General features: G+C 76.9%; 19 protein-coding genes. 7 read left to right on the plus strand and 12 right to left on the minus strand.

Going from position 1 to position 25573, the window contains the following annotated elements; genetic code table 11:
- Nucleotides 1–247 precede the first annotated feature (247 nt).
- Nucleotides 248–3178, minus strand: a complete 2931-nt coding sequence (locus ACIQBJ_RS10755; protein ID WP_400706974.1) for an ATP-binding protein — start codon at nucleotides 3176–3178, stop codon at nucleotides 248–250.
- A 287-nt stretch (nucleotides 3179–3465) separates the two neighbouring features.
- On the opposite strand from ACIQBJ_RS10755, the gene ACIQBJ_RS10760 reads away from it, so the two are divergent.
- Complete coding sequence (locus ACIQBJ_RS10760; RefSeq protein ID WP_400706977.1) at nucleotides 3466–4170, plus strand: response regulator transcription factor; 705 nt, start codon at nucleotides 3466–3468, stop codon at nucleotides 4168–4170.
- A 43-nt stretch (nucleotides 4171–4213) separates the two neighbouring features.
- Here the strand turns inward: ACIQBJ_RS10760 and ACIQBJ_RS10765 are convergent, their stop codons facing one another.
- The 8 genes from ACIQBJ_RS10765 to ACIQBJ_RS10800 all read right to left on the minus strand — a co-directional run bounded on the left by ACIQBJ_RS10765 (nucleotide 4214) and on the right by ACIQBJ_RS10800 (nucleotide 16028).
- Nucleotides 4214–5296, minus strand: a complete 1083-nt coding sequence (locus tag ACIQBJ_RS10765) for a lantibiotic dehydratase C-terminal domain-containing protein (RefSeq protein WP_400706980.1) — start codon at nucleotides 5294–5296, stop codon at nucleotides 4214–4216.
- Complete coding sequence (locus tag ACIQBJ_RS10770) at nucleotides 5293–6786, minus strand: hypothetical protein (protein ID WP_400706983.1); 1494 nt, start codon at nucleotides 6784–6786, stop codon at nucleotides 5293–5295. Before ACIQBJ_RS10770 ends, ACIQBJ_RS10765 begins: the two co-directional genes overlap by 4 nt.
- Nucleotides 6787–6859: 73 nt before the next feature.
- Nucleotides 6860–8857 (minus strand): YcaO-like family protein, encoded by a 1998-nt coding sequence (locus ACIQBJ_RS10775; protein ID WP_400706986.1) that lies wholly within the window; start codon nucleotides 8855–8857, stop codon nucleotides 6860–6862.
- Entirely contained in the window at nucleotides 8854–10749 is a 1896-nt protein-coding gene (locus tag ACIQBJ_RS10780; RefSeq protein WP_400706989.1) for a hypothetical protein, read from the minus strand. Before ACIQBJ_RS10780 ends, ACIQBJ_RS10775 begins: the two co-directional genes overlap by 4 nt.
- Entirely contained in the window at nucleotides 10746–13370 is a 2625-nt protein-coding gene (locus tag ACIQBJ_RS10785; RefSeq protein ID WP_400706992.1) for a lantibiotic dehydratase, read from the minus strand. The genes ACIQBJ_RS10780 and ACIQBJ_RS10785 overlap by 4 nt, the downstream gene beginning before the upstream one ends.
- Nucleotides 13371–13442: 72 nt before the next feature.
- On the minus strand, nucleotides 13443–14522 hold the full coding sequence (locus ACIQBJ_RS10790; protein ID WP_400706995.1) for an LLM class flavin-dependent oxidoreductase: 1080 nt from the start codon (nucleotides 14520–14522) through the stop codon (nucleotides 13443–13445).
- Nucleotides 14523–14565: 43 nt separating this feature from the next.
- Entirely contained in the window at nucleotides 14566–15666 is a 1101-nt protein-coding gene (locus tag ACIQBJ_RS10795; protein WP_400706998.1) for a hypothetical protein, read from the minus strand.
- A gap of 152 nt (nucleotides 15667–15818) precedes the next feature.
- On the minus strand, nucleotides 15819–16028 hold the full coding sequence (locus tag ACIQBJ_RS10800) for a thiopeptide-type bacteriocin (RefSeq protein WP_400707001.1): 210 nt from the start codon (nucleotides 16026–16028) through the stop codon (nucleotides 15819–15821).
- A 320-nt stretch (nucleotides 16029–16348) separates the two neighbouring features.
- Between ACIQBJ_RS10800 and ACIQBJ_RS10805 the strand changes: the two genes are divergently transcribed.
- The 5 genes from ACIQBJ_RS10805 (at nucleotide 16349) to ACIQBJ_RS10825 (ending at nucleotide 21627) form a co-directional block, all read left to right on the plus strand.
- The gene (locus ACIQBJ_RS10805) at nucleotides 16349–17425 is read left to right on the plus strand and encodes an ATP-binding cassette domain-containing protein (protein WP_400707004.1); all 1077 of its coding nucleotides are present in this window, start codon (nucleotides 16349–16351) and stop codon (nucleotides 17423–17425) included.
- Nucleotides 17422–18183 (plus strand): ABC transporter permease, encoded by a 762-nt coding sequence (locus tag ACIQBJ_RS10810; RefSeq protein ID WP_400707007.1) that lies wholly within the window; start codon nucleotides 17422–17424, stop codon nucleotides 18181–18183. The genes ACIQBJ_RS10805 and ACIQBJ_RS10810 overlap by 4 nt, the downstream gene beginning before the upstream one ends.
- The gene (locus ACIQBJ_RS10815) at nucleotides 18180–19493 is read left to right on the plus strand and encodes a M16 family metallopeptidase (RefSeq protein WP_400707010.1); all 1314 of its coding nucleotides are present in this window, start codon (nucleotides 18180–18182) and stop codon (nucleotides 19491–19493) included. Before ACIQBJ_RS10810 ends, ACIQBJ_RS10815 begins: the two co-directional genes overlap by 4 nt.
- Nucleotides 19490–20899, plus strand: coding sequence for a M16 family metallopeptidase (locus ACIQBJ_RS10820; RefSeq protein ID WP_400707013.1), 1410 nt, complete (start codon nucleotides 19490–19492; stop codon nucleotides 20897–20899). The genes ACIQBJ_RS10815 and ACIQBJ_RS10820 overlap by 4 nt, the downstream gene beginning before the upstream one ends.
- A 182-nt stretch (nucleotides 20900–21081) precedes the next feature.
- Complete coding sequence (locus ACIQBJ_RS10825; RefSeq protein ID WP_400707016.1) at nucleotides 21082–21627, plus strand: RBBP9/YdeN family alpha/beta hydrolase; 546 nt, start codon at nucleotides 21082–21084, stop codon at nucleotides 21625–21627.
- A 23-nt stretch (nucleotides 21628–21650) separates the two neighbouring features.
- Here the strand turns inward: ACIQBJ_RS10825 and ACIQBJ_RS10830 are convergent, their stop codons facing one another.
- The 3 genes from ACIQBJ_RS10830 to ACIQBJ_RS10840 form a co-directional block, all read right to left on the minus strand.
- Nucleotides 21651–22268 carry a hypothetical protein gene (locus ACIQBJ_RS10830; protein ID WP_400707019.1) on the minus strand — a complete coding sequence of 206 codons (618 nt, stop codon included), beginning with the start codon at nucleotides 22266–22268 and terminating at the stop codon, nucleotides 21651–21653.
- Nucleotides 22269–22297: 29 nt separating this feature from the next.
- A complete protein-coding gene (locus ACIQBJ_RS10835) occupies nucleotides 22298–23806 on the minus strand; it encodes an LCP family protein (protein WP_400707022.1) in 1509 nt (502 codons plus the stop codon).
- A gap of 182 nt (nucleotides 23807–23988) precedes the next feature.
- Nucleotides 23989–24216: a hypothetical protein gene (locus ACIQBJ_RS10840; RefSeq protein ID WP_400707025.1), complete on the minus strand. Its 228-nt coding sequence runs from the start codon at nucleotides 24214–24216 to the stop codon at nucleotides 23989–23991.
- Nucleotides 24217–24376: 160 nt separating this feature from the next.
- Between ACIQBJ_RS10840 and ACIQBJ_RS10845 the strand changes: the two genes are divergently transcribed.
- A complete protein-coding gene (locus ACIQBJ_RS10845; protein WP_400707028.1) occupies nucleotides 24377–25552 on the plus strand; it encodes an ROK family transcriptional regulator in 1176 nt (391 codons plus the stop codon).
- The last annotated feature ends 21 nt before the right edge of the window (nucleotides 25553–25573 follow it).

The raw sequence follows: 25573 nt of genomic DNA on the forward strand, positions 1-25573 counted from the left end.
TCGTGGAGCGTCGTGCGCGACTGTTGCGCAAGTAAGGGCGGTATGCCGCGGTAGGCGGCGGCGAAGGATTCCATGATCCAATATGCCCTGTGTGAGAGCCCGTAAGGCTTCTGAACTGCGGAAATGCCGATTTCAAGGCAAAGGATTCCCAAGCTTAGAGCGCGAGTTCGATTCTCGTCACCCGCTCCACTGCAAAGCCCCAGGTCGATGACCTGGGGCTTTTTCGTGTGCCCGGGGTCGGGGCCGGTCAGGGGCGGTCGGGGTCCGGGGTGGGGCGGGGGAGCGGGGTGAGGGCGGCCATCAGGGCGAGGCGGGAGGTGACGCCGAGTTTGCGGTAGATCCGGGCGAGGTGGGTCTCGACGGTGCGGGGGCTGAGGAAGAGGGCGTCGGCGATCTCCTTGGTGCGGGCGCCGGTGGTCAGGATGTCGATGATCTGGTGCTCCCGCGGGGTCAGGGCGGGGAGGACGGGGCCGGGGGCCTCGGTGCGGGGGCGGGCGGCGGTGTCGACGTGTTCCCGGAGGAGGACGGCGCCGGTCTCGTCGGCGAGTTCGCCGGCTTCGCGGAGCCAGGTCCCGGCGCGCTCGCGGTCCCCGTCGGCGGCGTGCACGGGGGCGCCGAGGGCCAGCGTCCAGGCCCACTGGATCTTCATGCCGCTGGCCCGGAAGCGGTCGGCGGCGGAGTCGAAGAGCCGGGCGGCCCGGGCGGTGTCGGCCGCGGCGGCGAGCACCGCGGCCTGGGCCCGTTCCGCGTAGGCGTACTGGGCGGGGAGGGCGACCTCGCGGGCGGCCCGGGCGGCCTGGGTGGCCCAGCGCTGGGCGGCCGGGTGGTCGCCGGAGCGGAGTGCCGCCGCGGACAGCAGGGCGTACGAGGAGGGGCGGTGCCCGGCCTGGACCAGGGGGAGTTCGGGGCCGCCGCCCGCTTCGAGCAGGACCCGGCGGCAGCGGGAGTGCTGACCCGTCATCAGCAGCGCCTGGGCGAGGATGCCGGCGGCGACGCAGTGCCACCAGGTGGAGGGGTAGGGGCCGGTCCGGACGGCGCGGGCGGCGAGTTCCACCGCCCGCTCGGTCCCCGCCGAGCCGGTGGTCCAGATGGCGCAGCTCGCCTCCAGGGCGAGCGAGAGCCCCAGCAGGTCCTTGTTCTCCAGTTCGCGGGCGGTCTCGGAGGCCTCTTCGGCGCTCCGGGCGGCCTGCACCGCGTTGTCGGTCCAGAGCTGGAGGAAGCCGCGGCCGAGCAGCAGGTGCGGGATCAGGTGCCGCTGTCCGCTCCGCCGCCGCAGGTCGAGGCCGCGTTCGAGGTGGCGTCGGGCGTCGGGGTAGCGCTCGGTCAGCAGCTCGCCCCAGCCGAGTTGGGCCAGGCACTCCGGGGAGGCGACCAGCTGGGCGTCGGAGAGGGCGTCGATCCGGGCCGCGCTGCGGGCGAGTTCGTGTACGGCCCGTCGGGTGTTGCCGAGGTGGGCCTGCCCGAGGCCGCTGAGCGCGAGCACCGCGGCCTCGCCGGTGGGGTCGTCGAGGTCCCGGGTCATGGCGAGCGCCGACTCGACCGCGGGCGCGGCGGCCGTGTAGTCGCCGCGCAGGATGCTGGTCGCGCCGTACTCCCGGACCAGCTCGACGGCCTCCGCGGAGGCCGTCCCGGTGAGCCCGGCGAGTTCGCTCTCCAGCACCGCGGTGGCCTCGGCGTAGTGGCCCAGCATCCGTTCGGTCCGGGCGCGGACGGTGGTCGCCTCGGCCCGGACCCCGGCGAGCCCGGGCCCCTGCGCCTTCCGCAGCACCTCCTGCACCAGGGTGCGGCTCTCCGCCAGCCGGCCCGAGGAGTTCAGGGCCTGGCTGCACAGCAGTAATAACCGTAACCGCCGCTGCCCGGTGCCCGGTTGCTCGGGCAGGGCCCGCAGGGCGGCCTCCAGCCAGCGGGCGGCGGCCTGCGGGCGGGTGTGCAGGACGTCCAGGGCCGCCTGCTCCAGGGTGTCCGCGGCCTCCTGGTCGGGGCCGCTCAGCGAACGCTCCAGGTGGGCGGCCCGGTCCGCCAACGGGGCCCCGCGGGAGGTGAGTTCGGCCAGTGCCCGGCGGTGCGCCCCGAGCCGCCACACCGGGTCGGTGCGGTCCCGGACGGTGCGGCCGAGCAGCGGGTGGCGGAGGCTGAACAGGGCGGTGCGCGGGACGGACCGCAGCAGGTCGCGGCGGGCCAGGTCGGCGGCCGCGGCGAGCACCCGGTCGAGCGGCAGCTCGGAGACCGCCTGCAGCGAGTCCATCGAGAACCCGTCGCCGAGGACGGCCGCCGCGGCGGTCAGCAGGGCGGCGTCCGGTCCGAGCCCGGCCATCTCGCCGAGCAGCAGGGCGGCCGGCTGCTCGGACCCGTCGTCGGCGTCCGGCAGCCCGGTCTCCGGCCGCTGGTCGGTGTGCGACAGGGCCAGCAGGAGCAGCGGGTTCCCGCCGGAGCGCAGGTGCAGGTCGCGGGCGTTCGCCCGCGGGTTGACCAGGGCCAGCAGGTCGGCGCAGTCCTCGGCGGGCAGCGGGCGCAGCGGCAGGCGGTGGATCGCGGTGCCCGGGGTGCCGTTGGCGAGCGCGCCGAGCAGCCGGGGCGGCAGCTGGCGGGGCCGGTGGGCGGCCACCAGCAGCAGCGGGCCCGGGACGTGGTGCCGGATCAGGTGGTCGGTGAGCTCCACCGACCGGGGGTCGGCCCAGTGCAGGTCGTCCAGCACCAGGACGGTGGGCTCGTCCTCGGCCATCCGCCGCAGCAGCCGGCCGACGGCCCGGTGGGCCCGGAACCGGTCGGCGTCGGGCTCCGGCCCGGTGCCCGCGGGCGGGACGGGAACGACCTGCGGCGCGGGAACGACCTGCGGGGCGGGAACGACCTGCGGGGCGGGGGCCGCCGTGTCCGGCGGTGCCGCGAGTTCTCCGAGGGCCGCGTCCAGCCGGCTGCCCAGGGCGTCCCGGTACACCTGGAACGGCAGCGCGGACTCGAACTCGGTCGCCCGGCCGGACCGCACCCGGATGCCGCGCCGGGCGGCGTGCGAGACGAACTCCGCGAGCAGCCGGGTCTTGCCGATGCCGGGCTCGCCCGCCACCTCGACGAAGCCGCCGCCGTCCGGGAGGGCGTCCAACAGCTCGTCCCAGCGCCGGAGTTCGGCGTTCCGCCCGATCAGCGCCGTGGGCGGGGTCGGCTGCGCCGAATGGTGCGGCATCCCCGGGCTTCCTCTTTTCCACGTCGCCCCGGAGGTCCGGAGGGGTCGCGCTGTCGGCCGGCGGACGAGGGCCGGAACAGGACAGACACTATGCGGAAGCGTGCTTCTACGTAAGGGCTTTCAGTAGGAGCCCGGATGGCCGGTCGGTCACCGGGCGTCCTAGATTCCCTGCTGGGCCCGGCTCACCACACCGGGCCGACAGGTGCTGACAAGGCGCCGACCGGAGAGAACTGCCCGCTCTGAGGTGGGCGGTGGTCTCCCTGCTGTCGGCCCTTCACGGAGGCGGCATGACGGGGATCTCCTTCGACTGGCAGCGCTCCGGCACTCCGGTGCCGGGCTCGACCCTGGTGGACCTGGCGGGGGCCGCGGACCTGATCCGCCAACCGGCCGACGTCCCGGGCGAGTTGCTGTGGATGGGGGCCGGCGACTGGGCGGCCTCACCGCTCCCGGGGCTGGTCCGCCGGGTGCTCGCCGGACCCGGGCGCGGGGACCGGCTGCGGGCGCTGGTCGACGGCAGTTGCAAGGTCGCGGAGGCCGCGCCCTGGATCGAGGAGCTGGAGCCAGGCCGGGTCGCGGTCCGGATCGAACGGCGGTTACCGCACGATCTCCTGATCGCGGGTCAGCACACCGTGCTCATCCCGATGGGGTCCTTCGCCGGGGAGCCGCTGCTCGCGGTGGTGAAGGAGCCGGTCAGCGTCCGGATGATCCGCGGGCTGTTCGGCACGGTCTGGGACGGGGCGCTGAGCGTGGAGCCCGGCGGCGACCCGGGCGACCTGGGCGTCGTGGCCGAGGACGAGTTCAAGCAGCGCATCCTGGAGCTGCTGGCCGAGGGGGCGAAGGACGCGGTGATCGCCCGCAAGCTCGGCGTCTCGCTGCGGACCTGCCGCCGCCACGTCGCCGAGATCCTGCTGGAGCTGGGCGCGGTCAGCAGGTTCCAGGCCGGGGCGGTCGCCGCCGGACGGGGCGTCATCCCGGCCCGCCAGGCGGTCTGAGCGGTCCGCCGGGCCGGGCCGCGGCCCCGGCCCGGCGGACCGCTCAGGGCAGTTCGGCGCCCACCAGCCGGAGCAGCAGCGCGGCCGTCCGGCCTTCCTGGCCGGCGGACCCGCCGAGGCGGTTGGCCGTCATGTGCAGGTGCGAGCCGAGGATGCCGTGCGCCCGCGGGCGGCCCCCCGGCGCGGTGCTCCAGACCGGCACGGCGGAGCGCAGCGGGTCGGCCCAGCCGCTCCACGGTTCGCCCGGTTCGCGGATCAGCCGGAGCAGCTCCGGTGCGGCGGAGCGGAGTCGGTCCGCCAACGCGTCCAACCGGTCGTCGCCGTCCGTGCTGCCGGTGCTGCCCTTGCTGCCCGCGTTGCCGGTGCCGCTCGCGCCGCCCGTGCTGCCCGCGGCGGGGCCGGGCGGCCGGGCCGGGCCGGCGCCCTTCGCGTAGGCGTCCGCCCAGGAGGACCAGCCGTCCCGGACCGACTCCAGGAAGGACCGGACCTCGGTCTCGGGGAGGGCGGACGCGGCGACCGCGGTCGCCGCCAGGTTCTGGCCGAAGACCTGCTGCGGGCTGCGCGGGGTCAGGCAGGCGCCGAGCGCGACCCGGCTGGACAGGTGGAAGAGCCGCTCGCTCAGGGCGAGCCGGTCGGGCCCGCCGTAGCGCTCGGTCTCCGGCTCGTACCGGGCCCGGACCACGCCGGGCGGCCGCAGCGCCCCCGGGTCGAGCGGACCGACGCCCTCACCGGTGCGGGCCAACCCGCCGACGGCGTCGGCGTACTGACGGTCCGTCAGGCGGCGTTCGGCGGGGGTCGCGGCGTCCGCCTCGGCCACCCCCCGGGCCAGCAGCAGCCCGATCTCGCGGGCCTCGTCCTCGTCCGGGCCGTGGATGCGCAGCCGCAGGTGCGGGCCGCCCTGCCAGTAACGGAGGAAGAACCAGGGCCGTCCGCCGTCGGGGCCCGCGGTGTGCCGGGCCACCACGGGGGCGACCGCCCGGGCCAGCGCGAGGTCGGTGACGTCGGTGCCGAACGCGCCCAGGTGCAGGTGCCAGCTCTGCCAGCCCGCCGTCGGGCCGGACGGCGGGTCGGCCGACGGGTCGGCCGACGGGGCGGTGCCCGGGGCGGTGTGCGCGTCGGCGGTCATGTCCGCAGGTCCAGCATCGGTTCGGCGAACCGGGAGCGGCCGCACACCGTCATGAACACCGGCACCGTCCGGCGGGGGAGGTCGGCGAGCCGCTGCACCCGGAACTCGTCGTAGGAGCGGGCCGGCCGGGCGTAGAGCCCGAGCGCGGCGGCGGCCAGTTCGAGCCCGTGCGCCGTCCAGCCGCACCAGATCTGCAGCAGCGGCCAGGCCGCCGGGCCGAGGTCGTCGATCAGCGCGGCCACGTCGACCGCGTACGTCCACACCATCGAGGCGTGGCGCAGCCCGCAGTCCGTCCCCGGGGAGATCGGGTAGCCGAACGCGGCCTGCAGCGAGGTCATCACCGTCGGGTCCTCGCGGACCGGCCGCAGCCCGTCCGGGGTGGCCTCGTAGTAGCCGGTGGCCCGGTCGCCGACGTCCTGCAGGGCGACCAGCAGCCGCACCCGGCGGCCGATCTCGGCGAGTTCGGGGCTCGGGGCCGGTACCCGGGACCAGGCCAGGAACTCCGTCGCGGCGGCCTCGGGCAGCCGCACCGGGCGGCCGGAGAAGCCCGACAGCCGGTTCGGCACCCGTCCCGCGGACCTGTTCCAGAACACCTCGTCCCACCCGGTGCCGGGCGGCGCGGCGGCGGCCGTGGCGTCGGGGATGCCGGGCGCGGGCGCGGCCGTCGGGTACCGGGCCGCGAAGCGGTGCGCGTCGATCAGCGCGGCCTCGTCCAGCGAGGGGTGCCCGGACTCGGCGTCCAGCAGCCCGTCCAGCGCCTCGAACCCGGCGGCGGCCCCGCCGGGCAGCGGCGCGCCGCCGCCCGGGACCGCCGGGTCGGACAGCGCGACCCGGACCGGCGCGGACCACCGGCCGGGCCCGGCGGCCCGGATCATCCGGGCGCAGGCCGCCGCGTCCTCCCCGTCCAGCGACAGCCGGGCCGGGACGCCGGCCAGCTGGGCGGCGACCAGCAGGCTGCGGACGTTGATGCCGGTCTCCAGTCCGCCCAGCGCGCAGCGCAGCTGCCCGTACGGGGTCGGCAGGTCGGTGTAGCGGGCGGCGAGCACCACGTCCAGGTCGCCGAGCGGGGCGGGCACCTCGGCGGCGGGCAGCGCCAGGTCGACCACGGCGTGCCGGTAGAGATCCAGGTAGCCGGCCCCGGCGGCGGAGACGGTGAAGGCGTGCACCGGGAACTTGCTGCGCACCGAGGCGACCACCCGGTGGTCGTTGAACCGGTTGGACGGCTCCCGGCGCTGCAGCCCGAAGGCGGTCAGCAGGACGTGGCCGGTCCGGTCCCCGGCGGCGGCCCCGATCCGGCCGTGCGGGTACGGGGCGGCCCGCAGCAGGTCCGCGGTGCCGTGCGGCAGCGGCCGCCCGGTCGCGCCCCGGGCCGCGGTCGGCGGCAGGGCGGCGGTGGTCGGTACGGAGTCGTCGATGTCGATCGCCCCGCCGAACAGGCCCTTGCCCGGGCCCTGGCGGTAGGCGAAACGGCGCACGCCGATGTCGGTCAACGTCGCTTCCTGTCATGGGAGTTCGGCTTGCGGGAGTCCGGCGGGAGGCCGGCGGCCCGGCGGGCCGGAAGGGTCAGGGGAAGGGGTGCGGGTCGAGCGGGCCGTCCGGGTCGGGCAGTTCCCGCCGCAGCCGCCGCAGGCCGCCGAAGCGCTGGTGGACCTGCCCGAAGCACATCGGCACGATGCCCGGCACGACGGCCTTGACCACGGCCAGGCCGGCGTCGGTGTGCTCCGGCGTGGACTGGTCGACCAGCACGATCTCGGTCAGTCCGGCCCGGCGGTACAGCTCCGCCACGAACTCCAGCCCGCGGTCCACGTACCCGCCGGCGGCGCGCACGTAGACCTCCGGCCAGCCGGGGAACGCCTCGCCCAGCGCCAGCTCCGGCCCGCCCAGCACCCGCTCGACCCGGGGCAGCAGCCGCGGGTCCGCGTTCCGGTGCGGATGGTCCATCAACTCCGTGACCAGCCAAGGGTCTTCCACCATCGGGTCGACCGCCGCCGGGTCCCAGGTCAGCCCGTTCTCGGTGAGCTGGGACAGCTCCCAGAGCGCGGACCGGACCGCGGTCTCCGGGTCGGGGTGGCAGCCGGCCGTGCTGAACGCCGCAGGCAGCGCGCGGTCCGGCCGGACCGCGAGCGCCCACACCACCGGCACCGGGATGTCGGCGCTCGCGGCCAGCAGGCGCACCTCGAAGCCGCGGGCCGCGGCCATCCGCAGCAGCAGTCGGCTCTCCGGGTCGGTGACCGTCGCCGGGTCGATCACCGGCAGCGGGCGCTGCCGGTGCCAGCCGATCAGGAAGGCGTCCCGCTCGGCGAGTTCGAGCAGCGACTGGAGCGCCGCCTCCTCCACCGAGGAGCCCAGCGCGCAGCCGCTGGACGACTCCAGGACGTGGTTCAGCCGGCGGTCGCCGGGCTCGCGCGGCGGGTAGCGGTACTGGTAGAACCCGGCGTCGGCGGGGACGAGCAGCGGCTCCCCGTCGTGCAGCCGGTGTCCCCAGACCCAGTCCATGGGGGTGTCCCGGGTCCACGGCCGGACCCGGCTCAGCGGGTGCGCGAGCTGCTCGGCGTCGTAGCTGCCGAGCCGGGCCGGGTCGAGCGCCCGGTCGCCCAGCTCGGCCGGGGTCCGCCCGGTGACCAGCGGCGCGGCGTTCGGGTAGCCGCCCATCCGCTCGTACGCCTCCAGGTAGGCGATCGCCTCGGCCTCCCGGTAGGTCCGGGCCCGGCCGTGCCCGGCGGGGGCGCCGCCGAGCAGCCGCACCTCGGCCATCGCGAACGGCACCTGCGAGTCCCGGACGGTCCGGACCGCCGGGCCGAACCGCGGGTCGGCGAGGGCCCGCCGCATCCGGTCCGGGTCCAGGCCGTACGGGGCGCCGGCCCGGGTGGGGACCGGCCCGGCCGCGGGGCGCGGGTGCCGGGGCGGGGTCGGGGGCGGGGAGTCCGGGTCCGCGGCCGCCGCCCGCGGGGTTCCGCAGACGGGGCACCGGTGGGTCCGGCGGACCCGGTGGCGCCGCACCGTGCCGTCGCCGCGCAGCACCACCAGGTCGCCCGGGCCGAGCGGCGACTCCGCGATCGCCTGCCCGTACGCGGCGACCGCCTGGGACAGCCACGGGGAGGACCGGCGCGGCCCGGCCGCGGGGAGGTCCGCGGCGGGCGCCGCCGCCGGGGTGCCCGCGGCCGCGGCGGCCGCGAACTCGACCATAGCGGCGTCGCCCTCCGGGCGGTGCCGGTGCGACAGCCGGGTGACCACGCAGCCCGCGCAGGCGGCGGGCGTCCCGTCGGGGTCGGCCGGGGGCCGGAGCGGGCCGAGCATCACGGCGTCGCCGGTGACCCGGACCGACAGCAGCCCGACCCCGTCCCGCCGCGCCCCGGCGAGGGCCTCGGCCTCCCACGCCTCGTCCCACCGCCCGCTGACGGCGAGCACGCCGACGCCGGGGTGGGCCGCCCAGCCGTCCCAGTCCCAGCCGGCGGGCGCGCCCGGGCCGAGCAGCGTGCGGGCGGGGACGGTCGAGGAGGGCGCCGCGGACGGCGGCCCCGGGGCGGGTGCGGTGGGCACGGGTGCGGTGGGCGCGGTCATCGCCACTCCACGGTGCCGCAGACCAGCGGGAGCCGGTCGAGCACGCCGTCGCCGAGCAGCCGGTGCGCCCGGAGACGGCGGTCCGGCCGGGCCAGCAGCGCGGCGGCCTGCCCGGCCAGCGCCGCCAGCCGGGGTTCGGCCAGGGTCTGCAGCACCCAGCTGCCGGTTTCGGCGGCCCGCGCGGGGTCGCGGAACGACCCGGTCTGCACCCGGGCGCAGGCTTCCAGCAGGGCGGCGCGGGCCGCCGACTGGGTGCCGGGGCCCCACTGGCGGCCCAGCACGGTTCCGTCGGTGGTCAGGACGGCGGTCGCGACCAGGCCGCCGAGTTCCGGCATCGGCTCGGTCCGCAGCGCCACCGGGAGGTCGAAGTGGTCGAGCAGCGCCCCCCAGAGCGCCTGCACGTCCGGGTGGGTCGCGTCCGCCCAGTCGAGCCCGGTCCCGGCGGCCGGGTCGGCCGGGGCGGCCGGGTCGTCCAGGGCGGGGGCGAGCAGCCGGAGCAGGCCGTCCAGCAGCCAGAGGCGGTCGGTGGCGCCGGCGCCGACCACCGCCGCCGGCCCGGCCGGCGGCAGCGCGGAGCCGCGGGCCAGCGCGGCCAGGGTCGCGGGGTCGCGCAGCCCGGTGAGCAGGGCCTCGACCCCGGCCACCGCCCGGGTGGGGCCCCAGCCGAGGTAGCCGCTGCCGCTGTCGAGGAAGCGCGCGGTGGCGGTCGCCACCGGGATCTGCGGCAGGTCGAGGTCCCGTTCGAGCCGGGCCGGGCCGGTCCAGCGGGCGGTCAGGGCGGCGGCGGTGCGGACCACCGCCAGACCGTCCGGGTCGCCGGAACCGGAGGCGGAGCCGGTGTCGGCACCGGGGCCGGTCAGCAGCTCCACCGGATCGGGGGCGTCCCAGCGGGCCGCGTCGGCGGCGGTGTGCAGCCGGGGGACGGGGATGCGGCGGGACTCCAGGGCCCGGCCGTGGACCAGGGTGAGCTGCTGCGGCGCGCCGTCGGCGGCGCGGTCGGCCGCGGCGGCCAGGCCGGTCACCCGGTCGGCCATCGGGTCGGGCTCGTCGGCGCTGTCGGGGAGCGGGGCGCCCAGCCCGGTCAGCGCCTCGAAGCAGGCCCGGGCGGCGAGCGCGCCCGCCAGGACGGCGCCCATCACCGGGGGAGCCGCCGTCTCGGGCTCCAGCGCGGCCCAGGCGCGGGCCCGGGCGGCCGCCGCGGGCAGCCCCGGGACCGGGCCCGGCGCGCCCGGCCCGACCAGCGCGAGGCCGTCCAGGGTGAGCAGCGGGACCACCGGGCCCTCGGCGGGTCGGTCGGCGTCCGGGGCCGGGTCGCCGTCCAGGACCAGCACGGTCAGGTCGGGGCGGGCCCCGGCGGGGGCGTGCTCCCCGACCCGTTCCACGCCGTGGGCGGCGAGGCCGCGGACCAGGGCGGGCACCGCCGGGCCGGAGCCGCTGATCGCGACGACGGCGGTGCGCAGCCGCTCGAAGAGCGCGTACGGGTCGTCGCTGTGGTCCTCCAGGTGGGCCAGCACGTCGGCGTACCGGGCGGCGGTGGCCGGGTCCGGCTCGGGGACGGTCAGGGCCGCGAGGTCCAGCAGGACGCCCTGGCCGAGCAGGGTGCGCACCACGTGGTCGAGGACCGGCCGGGCGGACTCCGCGCCGCCGGCCGCCACCAGGTCGTCGACCGAGGCGCCGTCGGTCAGCCGCCCGAGGTGGCCGTCGATCAGCGCGAACAGCGCGGGCGGCCCGGCGAGCACGAACGAGCGCCGCACGTGCGAGACGTGCACGCCCCGGGCGACGGGGGCCAGGTGGGTGCCGGGGCGGAGCTTCACCCGGGCCGCGGGGTCGCGCGGGGTCGGCGCCGGGCGGGCGGCCCCGGGGGCGGCGGCGGTGGCGGTGGCCCGGGTCATCGGACGGCCTCCTCGGCGGACGGAGCGGTGGGCGCGGCGGACAGCGGTCGGACGTCGGCGGCCGGGAAGTCGAACTCCACCGCCCACTCCAGGGCGTGCCGGGCGGCCCGGACGCCGGGCAGCGCCTCCTCCAGGTAGCCGCGGCCGCGCCGGTCCAGCAGGCGGGGCAGGGCGCGGGCCATCAGGGCGCTGCCCAGGTCGAGGTACTGCGGCTTGTCCCGGCGCCGGGCCTTCACGTAGGCGCTGACGCCCTCGGCCCCGTGCCGGGACGGCAGGCCGCCCAGCGGGGTCTTCGCGACGACCTCCTCGGGCACGTCGTGGGCGGCCCGCCAGCTGGTCAGGGCGATCAGGTGCTCGGCCTCGGTGCGGCTCTCCGCGGCCTCCGGGAAGTCCGCGCCGGTGTACCAGCGGCGGCGCTGCAGGACGACCCGGCCGACGGTCAGCCGGGGCAGCCGCAGGGTGGCGGGCGGGCCGTCGGCCGGCTGCGGCCGCCGGGCGAGCGCGGCGGCGAGCGGGTCCAGGGTGACCCGGCCGCTGCCGGACAGCCAGGTGGCGATCCGCAGCGGTTCGGGCAGCAGCTCCGACCACTTCATCCCGCAGGACACCGGGGTGATCGGCCGCCCGTCGCGGTCGCGCAGCACCAGCCGGTCGGTCGCCGGGTCGTGGGCGATCCGGACCCCGGCCCAGTCCTCCGGGGTGATGGTGTCGGGGAGCAGCCCGAGGTGGTGGTTGATGTTGGAGCCGTGCAGGCCGTGGTCCTCCAGGACGGCGCTGCCGGAGCCGCCGAGCTGGCGGAGCGTCCGGGCGGCGGTCCGCTCGGCCGCGTCGCCGCCGAGGTCCCGGTCGGGGCCGAGGAAGCGGCTGCCGAGCAGGCCCCGGCCGCCGTAGCAGTCGTTCAGCACCAGCCGGCCGTCGGCGGGCTGGACCAGCAGCGCGTACGAGGCCGCCGGGTCGCGGAAGAAGTCGGGCAGGCGGCGGCCGAACGCGCCGAGCACCGCCGGGTCGAGGGGGGCCTCCGGGTCGTCCCCGGCGGCCTCGACGGCCGCGGTGACGTGGGCGAGCGCCTCGGCGCGCAGGTCGAGCAGTTCGCGCAGCGAGCCGTCGGCGGGGCCGAACTCGGCGGCGTTGCCGGCGGTCAGCGCGGTCTCCCGGCGGTAGACCATGGCGACCAGGTCGGGGGCGGCGGCGAGCAGGTCGGCCTCGCCGCCGGGGCCGAAGCGGTCGGTGAAGGCGGTGCCGAGCAGGGCCCGGACCTCGTGGTGCCGGTCGAACAGGGCGAGGAAGCCGGTCACCTCGGCGAGGTCGTCCAGGGCCTGCTCGTACCCGCGGGCGGAGACCGGGGCCGGGGGCAGCACCAGGTCCTCGTTGACGTGCAGTTGGGCGGGCCGCCAGGACAGCGCGTTCAGCCCGGCCTCGTCCTCGCGCAGCCGGGCCAGCGCGGACCGGCGGGCGGCGACGCCGCCGCCGGCCACCTCGGCCAGGTTCCGGGAGACCGAGTCCAGCACCCGGACCGCCTCCGGGGAGCGCTCGGACAGCACCGCGCGGGCGGCCGGCAGCGGGTCGGCGAGCTGTTCGTCGAGGGCGGGCCCGGTGTGCAGCAGCTGCGCCTCCAGCGCGCCGGCGACGAACCGCACGGCACCCTGGCGGGACAGCTCCAGGGTCCGTTCCAGCTCCCGGACCAGGACGGCGGTGCGGATCGGCCCGAGGCCGGTGAGCGCCAGCAGCACCGACAGCGGGCGGGTCAGCGGGGTGCTGGCCACGGTGGCGGCGTCCCGGACCCGGCGGACGAAGCGGACCTCGAAGTCGTTCGGCTGCAGGGTGCGGTTGCGGGCCACCACCGGCGGCAGCGAGGTCCGCGGGCCCTCCGCCCAGGGGCGTTCGGCGATGCCGTCGACCACGGTGGAGAACAGCGACCGGTCGACCGAGACGTACGGGCGGGCGGCCTTCCGGTCGAAGCCGACGGCGTCCAGCGGCGTGCCGTCCTCGGACCAGTGCGCGAAGCCCACGGCGGTGAACCGGGACAGCGGGCTGGTGCGGACCATCGCCCGGGTGAGGTGCTGCAGGATGCCGCGCTCGGACTTGCGCAGCCGGGCCGAGGGCGCGGCGGCGCCCGCCCGGTAGCGCCGGACCGCGTCCAGCACCTGGGGCGAGTTGAGGGCCAGTGAGAGCTGGAAGGGCTCGGCCGCGCACAGTTCGGCGAGGACGGTCCGCTCGTGCGCCAGCAGTTCCTCGTGCCCGCTGGTGAGCGCGGTGCGGGCCAGCAGGCTGCGCTGCTGGGCGTCGAGCCAGGCAGTGACGGCCTCCGGCCACGGGCCGGGCAGCAGCGCGGGCGCCGGGTCGCGGTGGTTGTGGATGTCGCGGCGCAGGTGCAGCGCGCGGTGGCGCTCCGGGCCCGCGGGGCCGCCGGCCAGCTCGTACAGCTCGTCGCAGGCCCGTTCGGCGACCTGGTGCCGGGTGCGTTCCGCGGCGGCGAGCGCCCGCAGGGCCACGCCCAGCACGGGGGAGCCGAGCCGGCGGCCGGGCAGCGGGTTGACGCGCAGCAGCGCCGTGTCGGCGAGCACCGGTCGGGTCGCGGTGCCGTGGTCCTCCGCCTGCGGTGGGCGGATCAGCTCGACGGTCATGACGGGGGGAGCACCTTCCTCGGCGGGGTCCGCGGGCGCGCGGCGGTCATCGGCTCGGGCTGCGCCCGAATCTCAGTGGGCGGCGGTGGCGGGGGCCCGGTCGCCGGTGAGGGCCGGCCGGACCTCGGTGGCGAACAGTTCCAGGCTGCGCAGCGCGTCCGGTCCGCCGAGCCCGCCGAAGTCGGTCTGCCAGAGCAGCACGTCGGCGGCCATCCGCTCCTGGAACCGCCCGATCTGGTCGGTGACGTGCTCGGGGGAGCCGACGAAGGCGGTGCCGGAGGAGCGCAGGTCCTTCGGGGTCAGGGTCCGGGCGATCCGGTTGAAGCCGGTGTAGCCCTGGTAGTCGCGGGAGGCGGTGTCGTCCCAGCGGGTCAGCGCGGAGGTCCACACCCGCAGGTACTCGGCGAGGTGCGGGTCGGCGATCCGGCGCGCCTCCTGGTCGGTCGGGGCGATGTACAGCGGCAGGCTGGCGGCGACCCGGGGCGCGGCGGCCGGTCCGTGGGCGCGGGCGAAGCTCTCCCGGTAGGAGCCGACCAGGGCGTCGTCGAAGGAGGTGCCGGACGGGGTGATCAGCAGGCCGTGGCCGAGTTCGCCGATCCGGACGAAGCTCTCCGGCGAGCGGACCGCGGCGATCCAGAACGGCGGCCGGTCCTGCTGGGTGGGCCGGGGCAGGACGGTCGCGTCCTTGAAGGAGAAGAAGGGGGTGTCCTCGGTGACGCCCTCCTCGGTCAGCAGCCGCCGGACCGCCTCGATGGTGGCCTCGAACCGGGCCCGGCTGCCGTCCATCGGCACGCCGAGCGCCTCGAACTCGTAGGGCAGGTAGGCGCGGGCGAAGCCGATCTCCAGCCGGCCGTGGCTGAGCGCGTCCACCATCGCGATGTCGGAGGCGAGTTGGACCGGGTGGTGGAAGACCGGCAGCACGCAGCCCGTCATCAGCCGGATCGACCGGGTCTGCGCGGCGACCGCGGTCAGGAAGGTCAGCGGGCTGGGACAGTAGCCGCCGTACGGGTGCAGGTAGTGCTCGGTCATCTTCACGTAGTCCAGGCCGGCCTCGTCGGCGAGCCGGGACATCTGCAGGACCTCGTCGAAGTAGTCGGCCGCGGACTTGGTGGCGGGGGAGGAGTCGGGCAGGAACGACACGCCGAATCGCATGGCTCTCCAAAAACAGGGGGGTGAGGGGTCTGGGGCCGGGCGCTCAGCGTCCGGACGCGGCCTCGGCGGCCGTTCTGACGTGCTCCGGGATCTCCCGGTCGGCGAAGTCGGCGAGCCGCTCCAGCCAGCTCCGGCCGAGCAGGCCGTCGGCGGCCTCGCTCAGTCCGAAGCACAGGTAGTAGCGCTGCAGCGGGCTGATGCCGAAGCAGGTCAGCGCCGTGTACAGGGTGTTGAGGACGAGCCGGTGCGCGGTCTGCCAGTACGGCTCCTGCGCGGTGAGGCCGGAGTGCCGGGCGACGGTGTGGAACGCGCTCGGCACCGGGAGGTCGTCCGTCGGCGGGGTGACCGCGCCGACCGCGGCCAGCACCTCCTCGTCGACCAGCCCGGTCGAGGTCAGCGCCTCGGCGGCGCCCCAGCAGCGGGCGAAGCCGAGCCGCCAGGCGTCCAGCGCGGCGGCCTCCCCGGCGGGGGGACCGTCGGTCAGCGCGGCGGCGAAGAAGTCGGCGTCCTGCGCGTACCGGGACCGGAACACCGTGCGCAGGTCGGTGCGCGCCCCGACGGCGGACATCACGCCCTCCACGTGCGAGCGGTAGGGCAGCGTGCCCACGCCGATCCCGTACGGGTGCGAGCGGGCCAGCAGCGCGAGCACCCGGGCCAGGTGCCGCGGCACGTCGGCGCCGTCGAGCGCCGCACTGGCCAGCACCGGCTCCAGCAGGTGCGCGGACAGCTGGTCGCGGGCCTGGACCAGCGCGGGGGCCCAGCCGGGGTGCGGGTCCTGGTCGGAGACCTCGACGTATCCCTGCGGCCGCAGCGGCGGGAACGGCGGCTCCACGTTCTCCCAGCGGCCGAGTTCGGCGGCCCGGGCCAGGTAGGCGGCCTCGTCGGGCGGTTCGGCGTCCAGCGCGCGGGCCGCCGCGGCGGCGAACTCCGCGAACTCCGCGGTGCGCAGGGTGTTGCTCCGCAGCGGGCGCAGCACGATCTGCAGGTGGGAGCCGCCGAGCCAGCCACGCCGGACGTGCGCCAGCGGAACCCACTGATCGGCCGTCAACTCCCGTAGCGGTCCGGCCAGTTGACGCAGCAGCGGGCGCGGGTCGCGCGAGTGGTCGTAGACCCGGATGACGCCGGGCGGGCCGGGCAGATCCACGAAGAACTCCTCCGGGACGGCGCGGGGGGACCTCGATGGGACGAGGTCCCCCCGCTGCGGTGATTCGTCAGGACGGGGCCGGCGCCGGGGCCGGCGGCGGTGCTGCGGCCCGGATCTGAGGACCGGACCGGCCGTGCCGAGCGGCTACCGGATCAGCAGCAGCAGCAGGACGAGGAGGAGGAGATGGAGACCGCGGCCGCGCTGGACAGCTCGGTCTCGTCGACCAGGCCCTCGGCGTCGTCCACGAAGTTGTTGATGATGATCGACGCGCCCATCTCCGGCAGGGCCACCGCGTCGTTGATGTCGAGGACCTGCAGGTCCTCGATGTCGAACGCCGCGAAATCGACAGCAGTCCGGCTCATCTGAATTTCCTTCCGTGAATCCTGGAACCGTCCCGATGGACGGCCCCTATTCGGTGCGGTGCCGGAATTCCGGGGCGAATTCCCGTGCCTCGGCTCCGGCGTTGCCCATCGTGGTTGCCCGCCCCCGACCTCGGCAAGGACGGCCGGGCGGCAGCAAAGTGCGAGATCCGGACCCTCCGCTGCAGCTTGGTGCCAATGCGCCGGAGCCGCCCCGGAATCGCTGGACCGGGGGATCGGAATTCGACATCGTCGAGCGCACGGAAGTCCGGCGAAAGGGGAAGGGGCACTATGACCGAGGGCCACCACGGGCAGGTGCGCGGATGATCGTCACCCGCGGACTCGCCCGCTCCTTCAAGGGCCGGTCCGGCGAGGTCGAGGCGGTCCGCGGCATCGACCTGGAGGTCGGGGCCGGCCAGGTCGTCGGCCTGCTCGGGCCCAACGGCGCCGGGAAGACCACCACCGTCCGGATGCTCACCACGCTGCTCGACCCGAGCGCCGGCAGCGCCCGGATCGACGGCTTCGACGTGGTCGCCGAACGGGAGCAGGTCCGGCGGCGGATCGGCCTGGTCGGCCAGGGCGGCTCGGCCGGCGCCGAGCACCGGGTCATCGACGAACTGCGCACCCAGGGGCGGCTGCACGGCCTCGACAAGCGGGCCGCCGCCGAGCGCGCCGACAAGCTGTGCGCGGACTTCGGCCTGGTCGGCCTGGAGGACCGGCTCGCCAAGACCCTCTCCGGCGGGCAGCAGCGCCGCGTCGACATCGCCCTCGGCCTGGTCGCCCGGCCCAAGGTGCTGTTCCTCGACGAGCCCACCGCCGGACTCGACCCGCAGAGCCGCGCCGTGCTCTGGGACCACGTCCGGGCGCTGCGCGCCGAGCACGGCGTCACCGTCCTGCTGACCACCCACCTGCTCGACGAGGCGGACCGGATCTGCGACCGGATCGCCATCGTCGACCAGGGCCGGATCATCGCCGACGACACCCCCGAGGCGCTGAAGGACGAATCGGCCGGCGACACCGTGCTGCTCGGCACCGACCGGGTCGACGACGCGGCCCGGGCGGTCGCCCGGGTGGCCCCCGAGGGCCGGGTGGACACCTCCGAGGGCACCGTCCAGCTCCGGGTGGTCGGCGCGCGCCGGCTGCTCCCCGCCCTGCTGCGCGAACTCGACCGCGAGGGAATCGAGTTGGAGTCCGTCACGGTCAAGCGCCCGTCGCTGGACGACGTCTTCCTGGCCCGCACCGGACGCTCGGTCCACGCCGAGGCCGAGGCGCCCGCCGACGCCGCCGACGCCGCCGACGCCCCGGCCGCCGAACCCGCTGTCGCCGAGGCGCCCGCCGCCGAACCCGCCGTCGCCGGGGAGCCCGTCCCCGTGCCCGCACCCGCCCTGGAGGAACGGTGAAAACGCTCCGCGACTCGGCGGCGATCTTCCAACGCTCCGTCAACTACACGCTCCGCAACCCGGTCTGGGTCGCCGTCGGGCTGATCCAGCCCGTGCTCTACCTGCTGCTGTTCGGGCCGCTGCTGGTCAAGCTGTCGGCCGGCCCCGGCTTCCGCGCGCAGAACTCCTGGAGCGTCTTCACCCCCGGACTCCTCGTCCAGCAGGCGATGTTCAGCTGCATCTTCGTCGGCATGGGCATCCTGTCCGAGCAGCGCTCCGGCGTCCTGGACCGGCTGCGGATCACCCCCGCCTCCAAGATCGCCCTGCTGGCCGGCCGGGTCGCCCGGGACGTCCTGGTGATCCTCGCCCAGGTCGGCGTGCTGGTCCTCGGCGCGGTCGCCGCCGGCCTGCGGGCCCGGCCCGCGGGCGTCCTGCTCGCGATCCTCCTGGTCGGCGTGCTGGGCGTCGGCCTGTCCGCGCTCTCGTACGGCCTGGCCCTGCGGATGCGCCAGGAGGAGGCGTTCAGCGGCCTGCTGAACGCCGTCGGCCTGCCGGTGCTGCTGCTCTCCGGCATCCTGCTGCCGATGTCGCTGGCCCCGACCTGGCTGGGGTACCTGTCGAAGGCCAACCCGCTCACCCACGTCGTCGAGGCCGAACGGCACCTGTTCGCCGGCGACCTCGGCAGCGGCACCGTCCTGCTCGGGGCGGCCCTGGCGCTGCTCCTGCTGCTGCTCGGCGGCCGGACCGCCGTCCGCGCGATGCAGGACACCACCCGATGAGCCCCGCCGTCGCCGCCCCCGCCGCCGTCCTCGAACGGCTGCGCCTCGACAACGGGCTGCGCGTCGTCCTCGCCCCGGACCGGGAGGCCACCGCGGTCTGCGTCGCCGTCCACTACGACGTCGGCTTCCGCTCCGAACCGGCCGGGCGCGGCGGCTTCGCCCACCTCTTCGAGCACCTGATGTTCGAGGGCAGCGAGCGGATCGGCCCCGGCGAGCACACCCGCCTCGTGCAGGCCGCCGGCGGCACCTTCAACGGCACCACCTACCGGGACCACACCGCCTACTACCAGATCGTGCCGCCCGAGGCGCTGGAGCGGACGCTGTTCCTGGAAGCCGACCGGATGCGCGGCCCGCGCCTCACCGAGGCCACGCTCGCCCGCCAACTCGCCGTCGTCAAGGAGGAGATCCTCCGCAACATCACCGCCCAGCCCTACGGCGGCTTCCCCTGGGTGCCGCTGCCGCCCGCCCTGTTCACCACCTTCGCCAACACCCACAACGGCTACGGCGACCTGGCGGACCTGGAGGCCAGCACCCTCGCCGACTGCGCGGCCTTCTTCGACACCCACTACGCGCCGGGCAACGCGGTGCTCACCGTCTGCGGCGACTTCGACCCGCAGGCCGGCGCCGACCTGGTCCGACGGCACTTCGCGGACGTCCCGGCCCGCCCCGTCCCGGTCCCCGCCGCGCTCGCCGAACCCCGTCCCACCGGCGACCGCCAGGACGAGCACGCCGTCCCCGGCCTGCCGATGGCAGCCCTGGCCCTCGGCCTCCGGCTGCCCGACCCGGTCGGCGACACCGACCGCTACCTGGCCGCCGCCGCGGTCGGCGCCCTGCTCGGCGACGGCGAGAACGCGGTCCTGCACCGCCGCGCCGTCCGGGAGACCGGCAGCGCCGTCGGCGTCCACGCGGGCGCCGGGCTCACCGGCGTGCCGCTGGAGGCCCGCGACCCGGACGTCTTCGTGATCCGCGCCATGCTGACCTCGCCCGGCGCGGCCGCGACGGTCACCGAGATCGCCGACCGGGCGCTGCGGGACCTGGCCGAGCACGGCCCCGACCCGGCGGCGCTGGCCCGCACCACCGCCCGGGCGGCGGTCGAACGGCACCGCCGACTGGACCGCCTCGGCTCCCGGGCCCAGCAGTACGGCCGGTTCGAACTGCACCACGGCGACGCCGCGCTCGCCGCCGAGCTGCCCGACCGCATCCGCCGCACCACCCCGGAGCAGGTCGCCGCCGCCGCCGCGGACCTGGCCGGGCAGCGCCGCCGCAGTGTCCTGCTCGTCCCCGCGCCGACCCCCGGAGCCCCCCGATGACCGCACCCGCCGGCACCGTCCGGGCCGCCGCCGCCCCGCTGCCGCCGCTCGCCGCCCCGGGCCCGGCCCCGCGCCCGGACGTCGCCACCCTGACGGCGGACAGCGGACTGCGGGTCGTCGCGGCCCGCGGCGGGGCCGTCCCGCTGGTCGAACTGCGCCTGGTCATCCCCTTCGACGGCGGCCCGGCCCCGGTCGGCGCCACCGCCGAACTCCTCGCCGCGACCCTGCTCGGCGGCACCCGCGCGCACGGCCGGGCCGCCCTGGACGACCGGCTCGCCGAGGCCGGGGCGCAGCTCACCGCCCGGATCGACCCCGAACGCCTGGTGCTGTCCGGCAGCGCCCCGGCGGACGGGCTGCCGCGCCTGCTCGACGTCCTCGCCGACAGCCTGACCGGCCCGGCGTTCACCGCCGCGGACCTCGCCGAGCAGCGCGCCCGGCTCCGGCAGCGGATCGACGTCGCCCGGCGGCTGCCCAAGAACGCCGTCCGGGAGGCGCTGCTGCTGCGCTGCTACGGCGCGCACCCGCTGACCCGCGAGACCCCCGGATCGGCCCTGGTCGCCGCCGTCGAGGACGCGGCGGTGCGGGAACTGGCCCGGGAACGCCTGGTGCCCCGCGGCGCCACCCTGGTCGTGGTCGGCAGCGCGGACCCGGCCCGGACGGCGGAACTGGCCGCCCGGGCGCTGGCCGGCTGGCGCTCGGAACGGACGGCGACCGCGCCCACCGCCCCCGGCCCGGTCCGCGGCACCGGCCTCGGCCTGCTGCCCCGGCCCGGCGCCCGGCAGGCGCAGGTCCGGCTCGCCGCCGCCGCGCTGCCCCGCACCGACCCCGGCTACGAGGCGCTGCTGCTGGCCAACCTGGTGCTGGGCGGCTACTTCTCCTCGCGGCTGGTCGCGGAGCTGCGCGAGCGCCGCGGCTGGGTCTACCACGCGCAGTCGACGGTCGAGGAGCACTCGGCGGGCGACGCGCTGGCCGTGATCGGCTTCGACACCGACACCCGCACCGCGGGCGCGGCGCTCCGGGCCGCCCGGGACGAACTCGCCGGGATCGCCGGGCCGCACCCGCCCACCGACCGGGAGATCGAGGACGCCCGCTCCTACGCGGCGGGCATCACCGCGGTGTCCCTGTCGGGGCAGCGCGGGCTGGCGCACTTCCTGCTCACCCTGGAGACCGCCGGGCTCGACCACCACTGGCTGCCCGAGCACCTGGACCGCCTGCGCGCGGTCGGCCCCGACGCCGTCCGGGCCGCTGCCGCGCGCCACTTCGCCCCGGACCGGTTCACCGGCGTGCTGGCGGGCGACCCCGGGGCGCTGACGGCCGAGGACCTCGCGGCGTTCCCGGAGTCGGCGGTCCCGGAGGCCGCGGTCCCGGAGCCGGCGGTCCCCGAGGCGGCGGGGACGGGCTCCTGACGGACCGTCGGCCGGAGGGGGCGCCCGGCGACCGTCTCGGTGGTCGAGAAGGCGGGCCGGAACGGCGGCGGGCCCGCCCGCCCGGCCGCTAGGGTGCGGCCACGACCGTCCCCCGGGGTCAGCGCCGACCTCCGGTCCCCTCCGCCCGCCGCCCGGCGGGCGTCGAGCAGGAGGCCCCAGCCATGGCACCCCCGACCCACGTGTACCTCGCGGGCATCGGCAACTCCCTTCCCGCGCACTGGCAATACCGCTGGCACGCGGCCGACCCGGGCGGCGTCTGGGTCGAGCACGCCTCCTGGGACGAGCCGGTCCGCACCGACTGGGTGGCCGACCTGGACGCCGCGCTGCGGGCGGTCACCGGCCCGAAGCTGCTGGTCGCGCACAGCCTGGGCTGCGCCACCGTGGTCGAGTGGGCCGCCGAGCACGCCGACCCGGGGATCGTCGGCGCGCTGCTGGTCGCCGCCCCGGACCCGCACGGCCCGGCCTTCCCCGCCGACGCCACCGGCTTCGACCGGCCGAGCCCGGCCCCGCTGCCGTTCCGCACCCTCCTGGTGGCCAGCCGCGACGACCCGTACGCCGCCTTCGGGTACGCGGAGGCGACCGCCGCGGCGCTCGGCGCGGAGCTGGTGGACGTCGGGGCGCTCGGGCACGTCAACGCGGCCTCCGGCCTGGACGACTGGCCGCAGGGCCGCGACCTGCTCGCCCGCCTGCTGCCGCCCGGGGCCTGACGGCCCGTCGGCCCGTCGTCCCGTCAGTCCTGCGGCCCGGCGTGCTGGGGCGGCGCCGGGTCGAGGTCGCCGCGGGCGAGCAGGAACGGCAGCAGGCCGCGGTGCAGCAGCGCGCCGTGCCAGGCGGTGCGGGCGGTGGTGAGGCGCTCGTCCTGGAGCTGGGCGGTGCCGGTGGTGCGGGCGGCGGTGAGCAGCAGCCCGAGCAGGCCGACCAGGGCGCTGGTGACGGTGAGGGCGACGCTGGTCCAGGCGGCGGTGCGCAGCGGCCCGGCCAGGTCGGCGTGCGGGCGGGACAGGTCGATGACGCTGCCGAGCAGGAAGAACACGGCGGCGGCGCTGCCGGTGACGACCGGCACGACCAGGGCGAGGGCGCCGAACCAGCCGGACAGCCGGTCGCGGCCGCCGGCCCGGTCGGCCTGCTCGGCAGCGTCGCGCAGCCGGCGGTAGGCCAGGTGCTCGGCCTCGGCGGCGGCCAGGAGCTGCGGGGCCCGGCTGCGGGCCAGGGCGCGGAGCCGGGCGGCCCGCCCGGGGTCGCCGGTCAGGGCGGCGCGCACGGCGGGGTCGGCGAGGGCCAGGCCGAGGGCGTACTCGAAGTCGGCCCGGTCCTGCGGGTCGGTGCCGCCGCTGCGGTGCGGGTCCATCGCTGCTGTCCTCCGGGGTGGAGTGCCGGTCAGCCGTAGGTGAGGTCGGCGCAGGCGTCGTCGTCGGCGGAGCGGGCCTGGCTGACGCTGCTGGGCAGCGGGCCGGTGGGGACGGCCGGGGCGGCGGTGCCGCCGTGGCCGGCCGCGTAGTCGGCGCCCAGGACGAGGGAGATCCCGGCCCGGCCGACGGGTTCCGGGGTGGCGCCGGGGAACAGCGCGGCGACCTTCTCGGCCGCGGCCTTCTGGCCGGCGCCGTACTCGACGGTGGTGGTGGCGTGGTTGCGGGTGGCGGCGTTGGAGCGGCCGGTGACGGTGAAGCCGGAGCGTTCCAGGGCCTCGGCGGCGGGGCCGGTCAGCCCGTTGGCGGGGGTGCCGTTGTAGACGGCGACCTTGACGCCGGTGCCGTCGACGGCGGTCGGGGCGGCGCTGGTGGCGGCGGCGGGGCTCGGGGCGGCGGGGGGCGCGCCGGCGGTCTCCTGGCCGTCCAGGGTGCGGTCGGCCTTGAGCGCGGCCCACAGCTGGTCGGCGTCGGGGTGCACGATGGCGACCCGCTCGCCCTGGTAGCGCCAGGGCACGGTGAGGAACTTGATGTCGTGCAGGTCGACGTCCTTGAGCGACATCGCGAAGTCGATCAGCTTCTGCGCCGAGCCGAGGCCCTCGTCCACGGTGAGCGCCTTGGTGGCGGCGTCGGCCAGCGGCAGCAGTGCGGCGGGGTTCATGCCCTGCGACTTGACCTGCTTGATCAGCGAGGACAGGAAGGCCTGCTGGCGCTTGGTGCGGCCGATGTCGGAGCCGTCGCCGAGGCCGTGCCGGATGCGCACGTAGTCGAGGGCCTGCTGGCCGGCGATGGTCTGGTGGCCGGCCTTGAACAGCTCCTTGCCGCGGTGGCCGAGGTTGGGGTCGAGGTCGCCCTCGTAGACGGCCTTGGGGAGGCAGACGTCGACGCCGCCGACGGCCTTGGTCATGTCGGCGAAGCCCTGGAAGTTGACCACCATGGTGTGGTCGATCCGCAGGCCGGTGAGCTTCTCGACGGTGTTCTGGGTGCAGGCGGGGTTGCCCTGGTCGGTGTCGCCGACCGAGAAGGCGCTGTTGAACATGACGCCGGTCTGCGCCTTGGTCCAGTTCTTGTTCGGCAGTATGCAGGGCGGGATGTCGACCAGGGAGTCGCGCGGGATCGACACCCCGACGGCGTGCCGGTGGTCGGCGTAGACGTGCAGCAGGATCGCGGTGTCCGAGCGGGCGCCGCCGTCCTGGCCGCCGCCGAGGTCCTTGTTGCTGCCGGCCCGCGAGTCGGAGCCGATCAGCAGCAGGTTCACCGGGACGCGGCCCTGGGCGTCGGCGGCGCCGGCCGCGGGGCGGTCCTTGCTGACGCCGTCCTGGCCGAAGGTGCTCAGGTTGCCGTTGAGCCGGTAGTAGACCAGCCCGGTGCCGAGCACGGCCAGCGAGACGACGCCGGCCGTGGTCCAGAGCAGGGTCCGGCGGAGGCGGCGGCCCCGGGTGGGCGGGGCGCCGCGGCCCCGTGCCCTGCGTGCAGACATGACGTCCCCTCACCCGTTGGCCCGCGCTGATCTTCTACAGTGCTGTAGAGGTTCAGCGAAGCATACAAATCCGGTCGAGTGAAGTCACACCCGCTCCCCGGGGCGCACCGGAACGCCGACCGCCCGGAACGCCGACCGCCCGCCCGGAGCGGGTCCGGGCGGGCGGTCGGGGCGGGCGGGTCTCAGTGGGCGCGCAGCAGGCCGAGGTGGACGACGGTGGCCTGGGCCGGGTCGAGCGCGGCGTCCCGGCGGTGGCGGCGGGCGTCGGCGGACTCGGCCCGCTCCAGGGCCTCGCGGCGGGCGTCCTCCGCGGCGGCGGCGTCCACGATGAACAGGTGGCGGCCGGAGCGGACCTCGTTGGCGTGGGGTATCTCGACGCACCAGCGATGACGGCTCTGGGTGGCGTTCATCGGCCTTCCTCTCCCGGCGCGTCCTTCGACCGGCACATGAGGTACTGCTGCTGCCGTAGACCATAGGTATAGGCCAATTAGTCCGTCAAGAGGCAGAGGCGATCGGAGAATAATCCGTTCAACGGCTAAAATGCTCGACGGTCCGCTACCGTTGCCGTCCATGACCGCCCCCGCCCCGGCCCCCTCGGCCCGCCGCCTGCGCACCCGGGCCGCCCTGCTCGCCGTCCTCGGCGAGCACGGCACGCTCAGCCGCGCCGAGCTCAGCCGGCTCACCGGGCTCTCCCGCTCCGCCGTCGGCAGCGCCGTCACCGACCTGCTCGGCGAGGGACTGGTCAGCGAGACCGCCACCGAGGCCGCCGGCCGCGGCCGCCGCGCCACCGCCGTCACCCTGCGCCGCGCGCACGCCCTCGTCCTCGCCCTCGACTTCGGCCACACCCACGTCACCGCCGCCGTCGCCGACACCGCCGGCACCGTGCTCGGCGAGGCCACCGCCCACCTCGACGTCGACAACCACCCGTACGAGGTCCTCGCCGCCGCCGAGACCCTCGCCCGGCAGGCCCTGGACGCCGCCGGGCACCGCCTCGACGCGATCACCGCCGTCGCCGCCGGCATCCCCGGCGCCCTCGACACCCGCACCAACGTGGTCCGCGCCCCCTCCACCCTCTCCCAGTGGATCGGCATGGACCCCGCCGCCGAACTCGGCCGGGTCTTCGGCCGCCCCGTCACCGTCGGCAACGACGCCGAGATGGGCGCCCGCGGCGAACGCGCCCACGGCACCGGCCGCACCGTCAACGACCTGATCTACGTCAAGGCGTCCACCGGCATCGGCGCCGGACTCCTGCTCGACGGCCGGATCTACCGCGGCGCCAGCGGCATCTCCGGCGAGATCGGCCACATCCAGCTCCCCGACACCGGCACCTGGTGCCGCTGCGGCAACCGCGGCTGCCTGGAGTCCGTCGCCTCCTTCGTCGAGGTCCGCCGCCGCCTCGCCCACGTCCTCGCCCCCGGCGCCCGCCCCGGCGCCCCGGTCGACCTGCCGCCGCTCGCCGAACTCGCCGACGTCCCCGCCGCCGCCCGCGTCATCGGCGAGGCCGGCCGCACCATCGGCCGGGTCCTCGCCGACCTGGTCAACTGCCTCAACCCCGCCGCCATCGTGATCGGCGGCGAACTCGGCCAGGCCGGCGCCCCACTGGTCAACGGCATCCGCGAATCCGTCGACCGGCACGCCCAGCCCGCCGTCGCCGAGGCCGTCGAGATCCGCGCCAGCCGCCTCGGACTGCGCTCCGAGCTGTACGGCGCGATCGACGCCGCGGTGGCCGCCGCCACCACCGGCTGACACCGGGCCCGTTCGGCCCGG

The sequence above is a fragment of the Kitasatospora sp. NPDC088391 genome (genome assembly GCF_044753345.1).
In the GTDB taxonomy this organism is placed as follows: Bacteria; Actinomycetota; Actinomycetes; order Streptomycetales; family Streptomycetaceae; genus Kitasatospora.

Coding starts and splice junctions, on each gene's coding strand:
- ACIQBJ_RS10775 (WP_400706986.1), bottom strand. CDS start 8,857: ATGACCGCGCCCACCGCACCCGTGCCCACCGCACCCGCCCCGGGGCCG.
- ACIQBJ_RS10830 (WP_400707019.1), bottom strand. CDS start 22,268: ATGGACCCGCACCGCAGCGGCGGCACCGACCCGCAGGACCGGGCCGAC.
- ACIQBJ_RS10820 (WP_400707013.1), top strand. CDS start 19,490: ATGACCGCACCCGCCGGCACCGTCCGGGCCGCCGCCGCCCCGCTGCCG.
- ACIQBJ_RS10790 (WP_400706995.1), bottom strand. CDS start 14,522: ATGCGATTCGGCGTGTCGTTCCTGCCCGACTCCTCCCCCGCCACCAAG.
- ACIQBJ_RS10800 (WP_400707001.1), bottom strand. CDS start 16,028: ATGAGCCGGACTGCTGTCGATTTCGCGGCGTTCGACATCGAGGACCTG.
- ACIQBJ_RS10755 (WP_400706974.1), bottom strand. CDS start 3,178: ATGCCGCACCATTCGGCGCAGCCGACCCCGCCCACGGCGCTGATCGGG.
- ACIQBJ_RS10760 (WP_400706977.1), top strand. CDS start 3,466: ATGACGGGGATCTCCTTCGACTGGCAGCGCTCCGGCACTCCGGTGCCG.
- ACIQBJ_RS10845 (WP_400707028.1), top strand. CDS start 24,377: ATGACCGCCCCCGCCCCGGCCCCCTCGGCCCGCCGCCTGCGCACCCGG.
- ACIQBJ_RS10815 (WP_400707010.1), top strand. CDS start 18,180: ATGAGCCCCGCCGTCGCCGCCCCCGCCGCCGTCCTCGAACGGCTGCGC.
- ACIQBJ_RS10785 (WP_400706992.1), bottom strand. CDS start 13,370: ATGACCGTCGAGCTGATCCGCCCACCGCAGGCGGAGGACCACGGCACC.
- ACIQBJ_RS10835 (WP_400707022.1), bottom strand. CDS start 23,806: ATGTCTGCACGCAGGGCACGGGGCCGCGGCGCCCCGCCCACCCGGGGC.
- ACIQBJ_RS10780 (WP_400706989.1), bottom strand. CDS start 10,749: ATGACCCGGGCCACCGCCACCGCCGCCGCCCCCGGGGCCGCCCGCCCG.
- ACIQBJ_RS10840 (WP_400707025.1), bottom strand. CDS start 24,216: ATGAACGCCACCCAGAGCCGTCATCGCTGGTGCGTCGAGATACCCCAC.
- ACIQBJ_RS10825 (WP_400707016.1), top strand. CDS start 21,082: ATGGCACCCCCGACCCACGTGTACCTCGCGGGCATCGGCAACTCCCTT.
- ACIQBJ_RS10805 (WP_400707004.1), top strand. CDS start 16,349: ATGATCGTCACCCGCGGACTCGCCCGCTCCTTCAAGGGCCGGTCCGGC.
- ACIQBJ_RS10765 (WP_400706980.1), bottom strand. CDS start 5,296: ATGACCGCCGACGCGCACACCGCCCCGGGCACCGCCCCGTCGGCCGAC.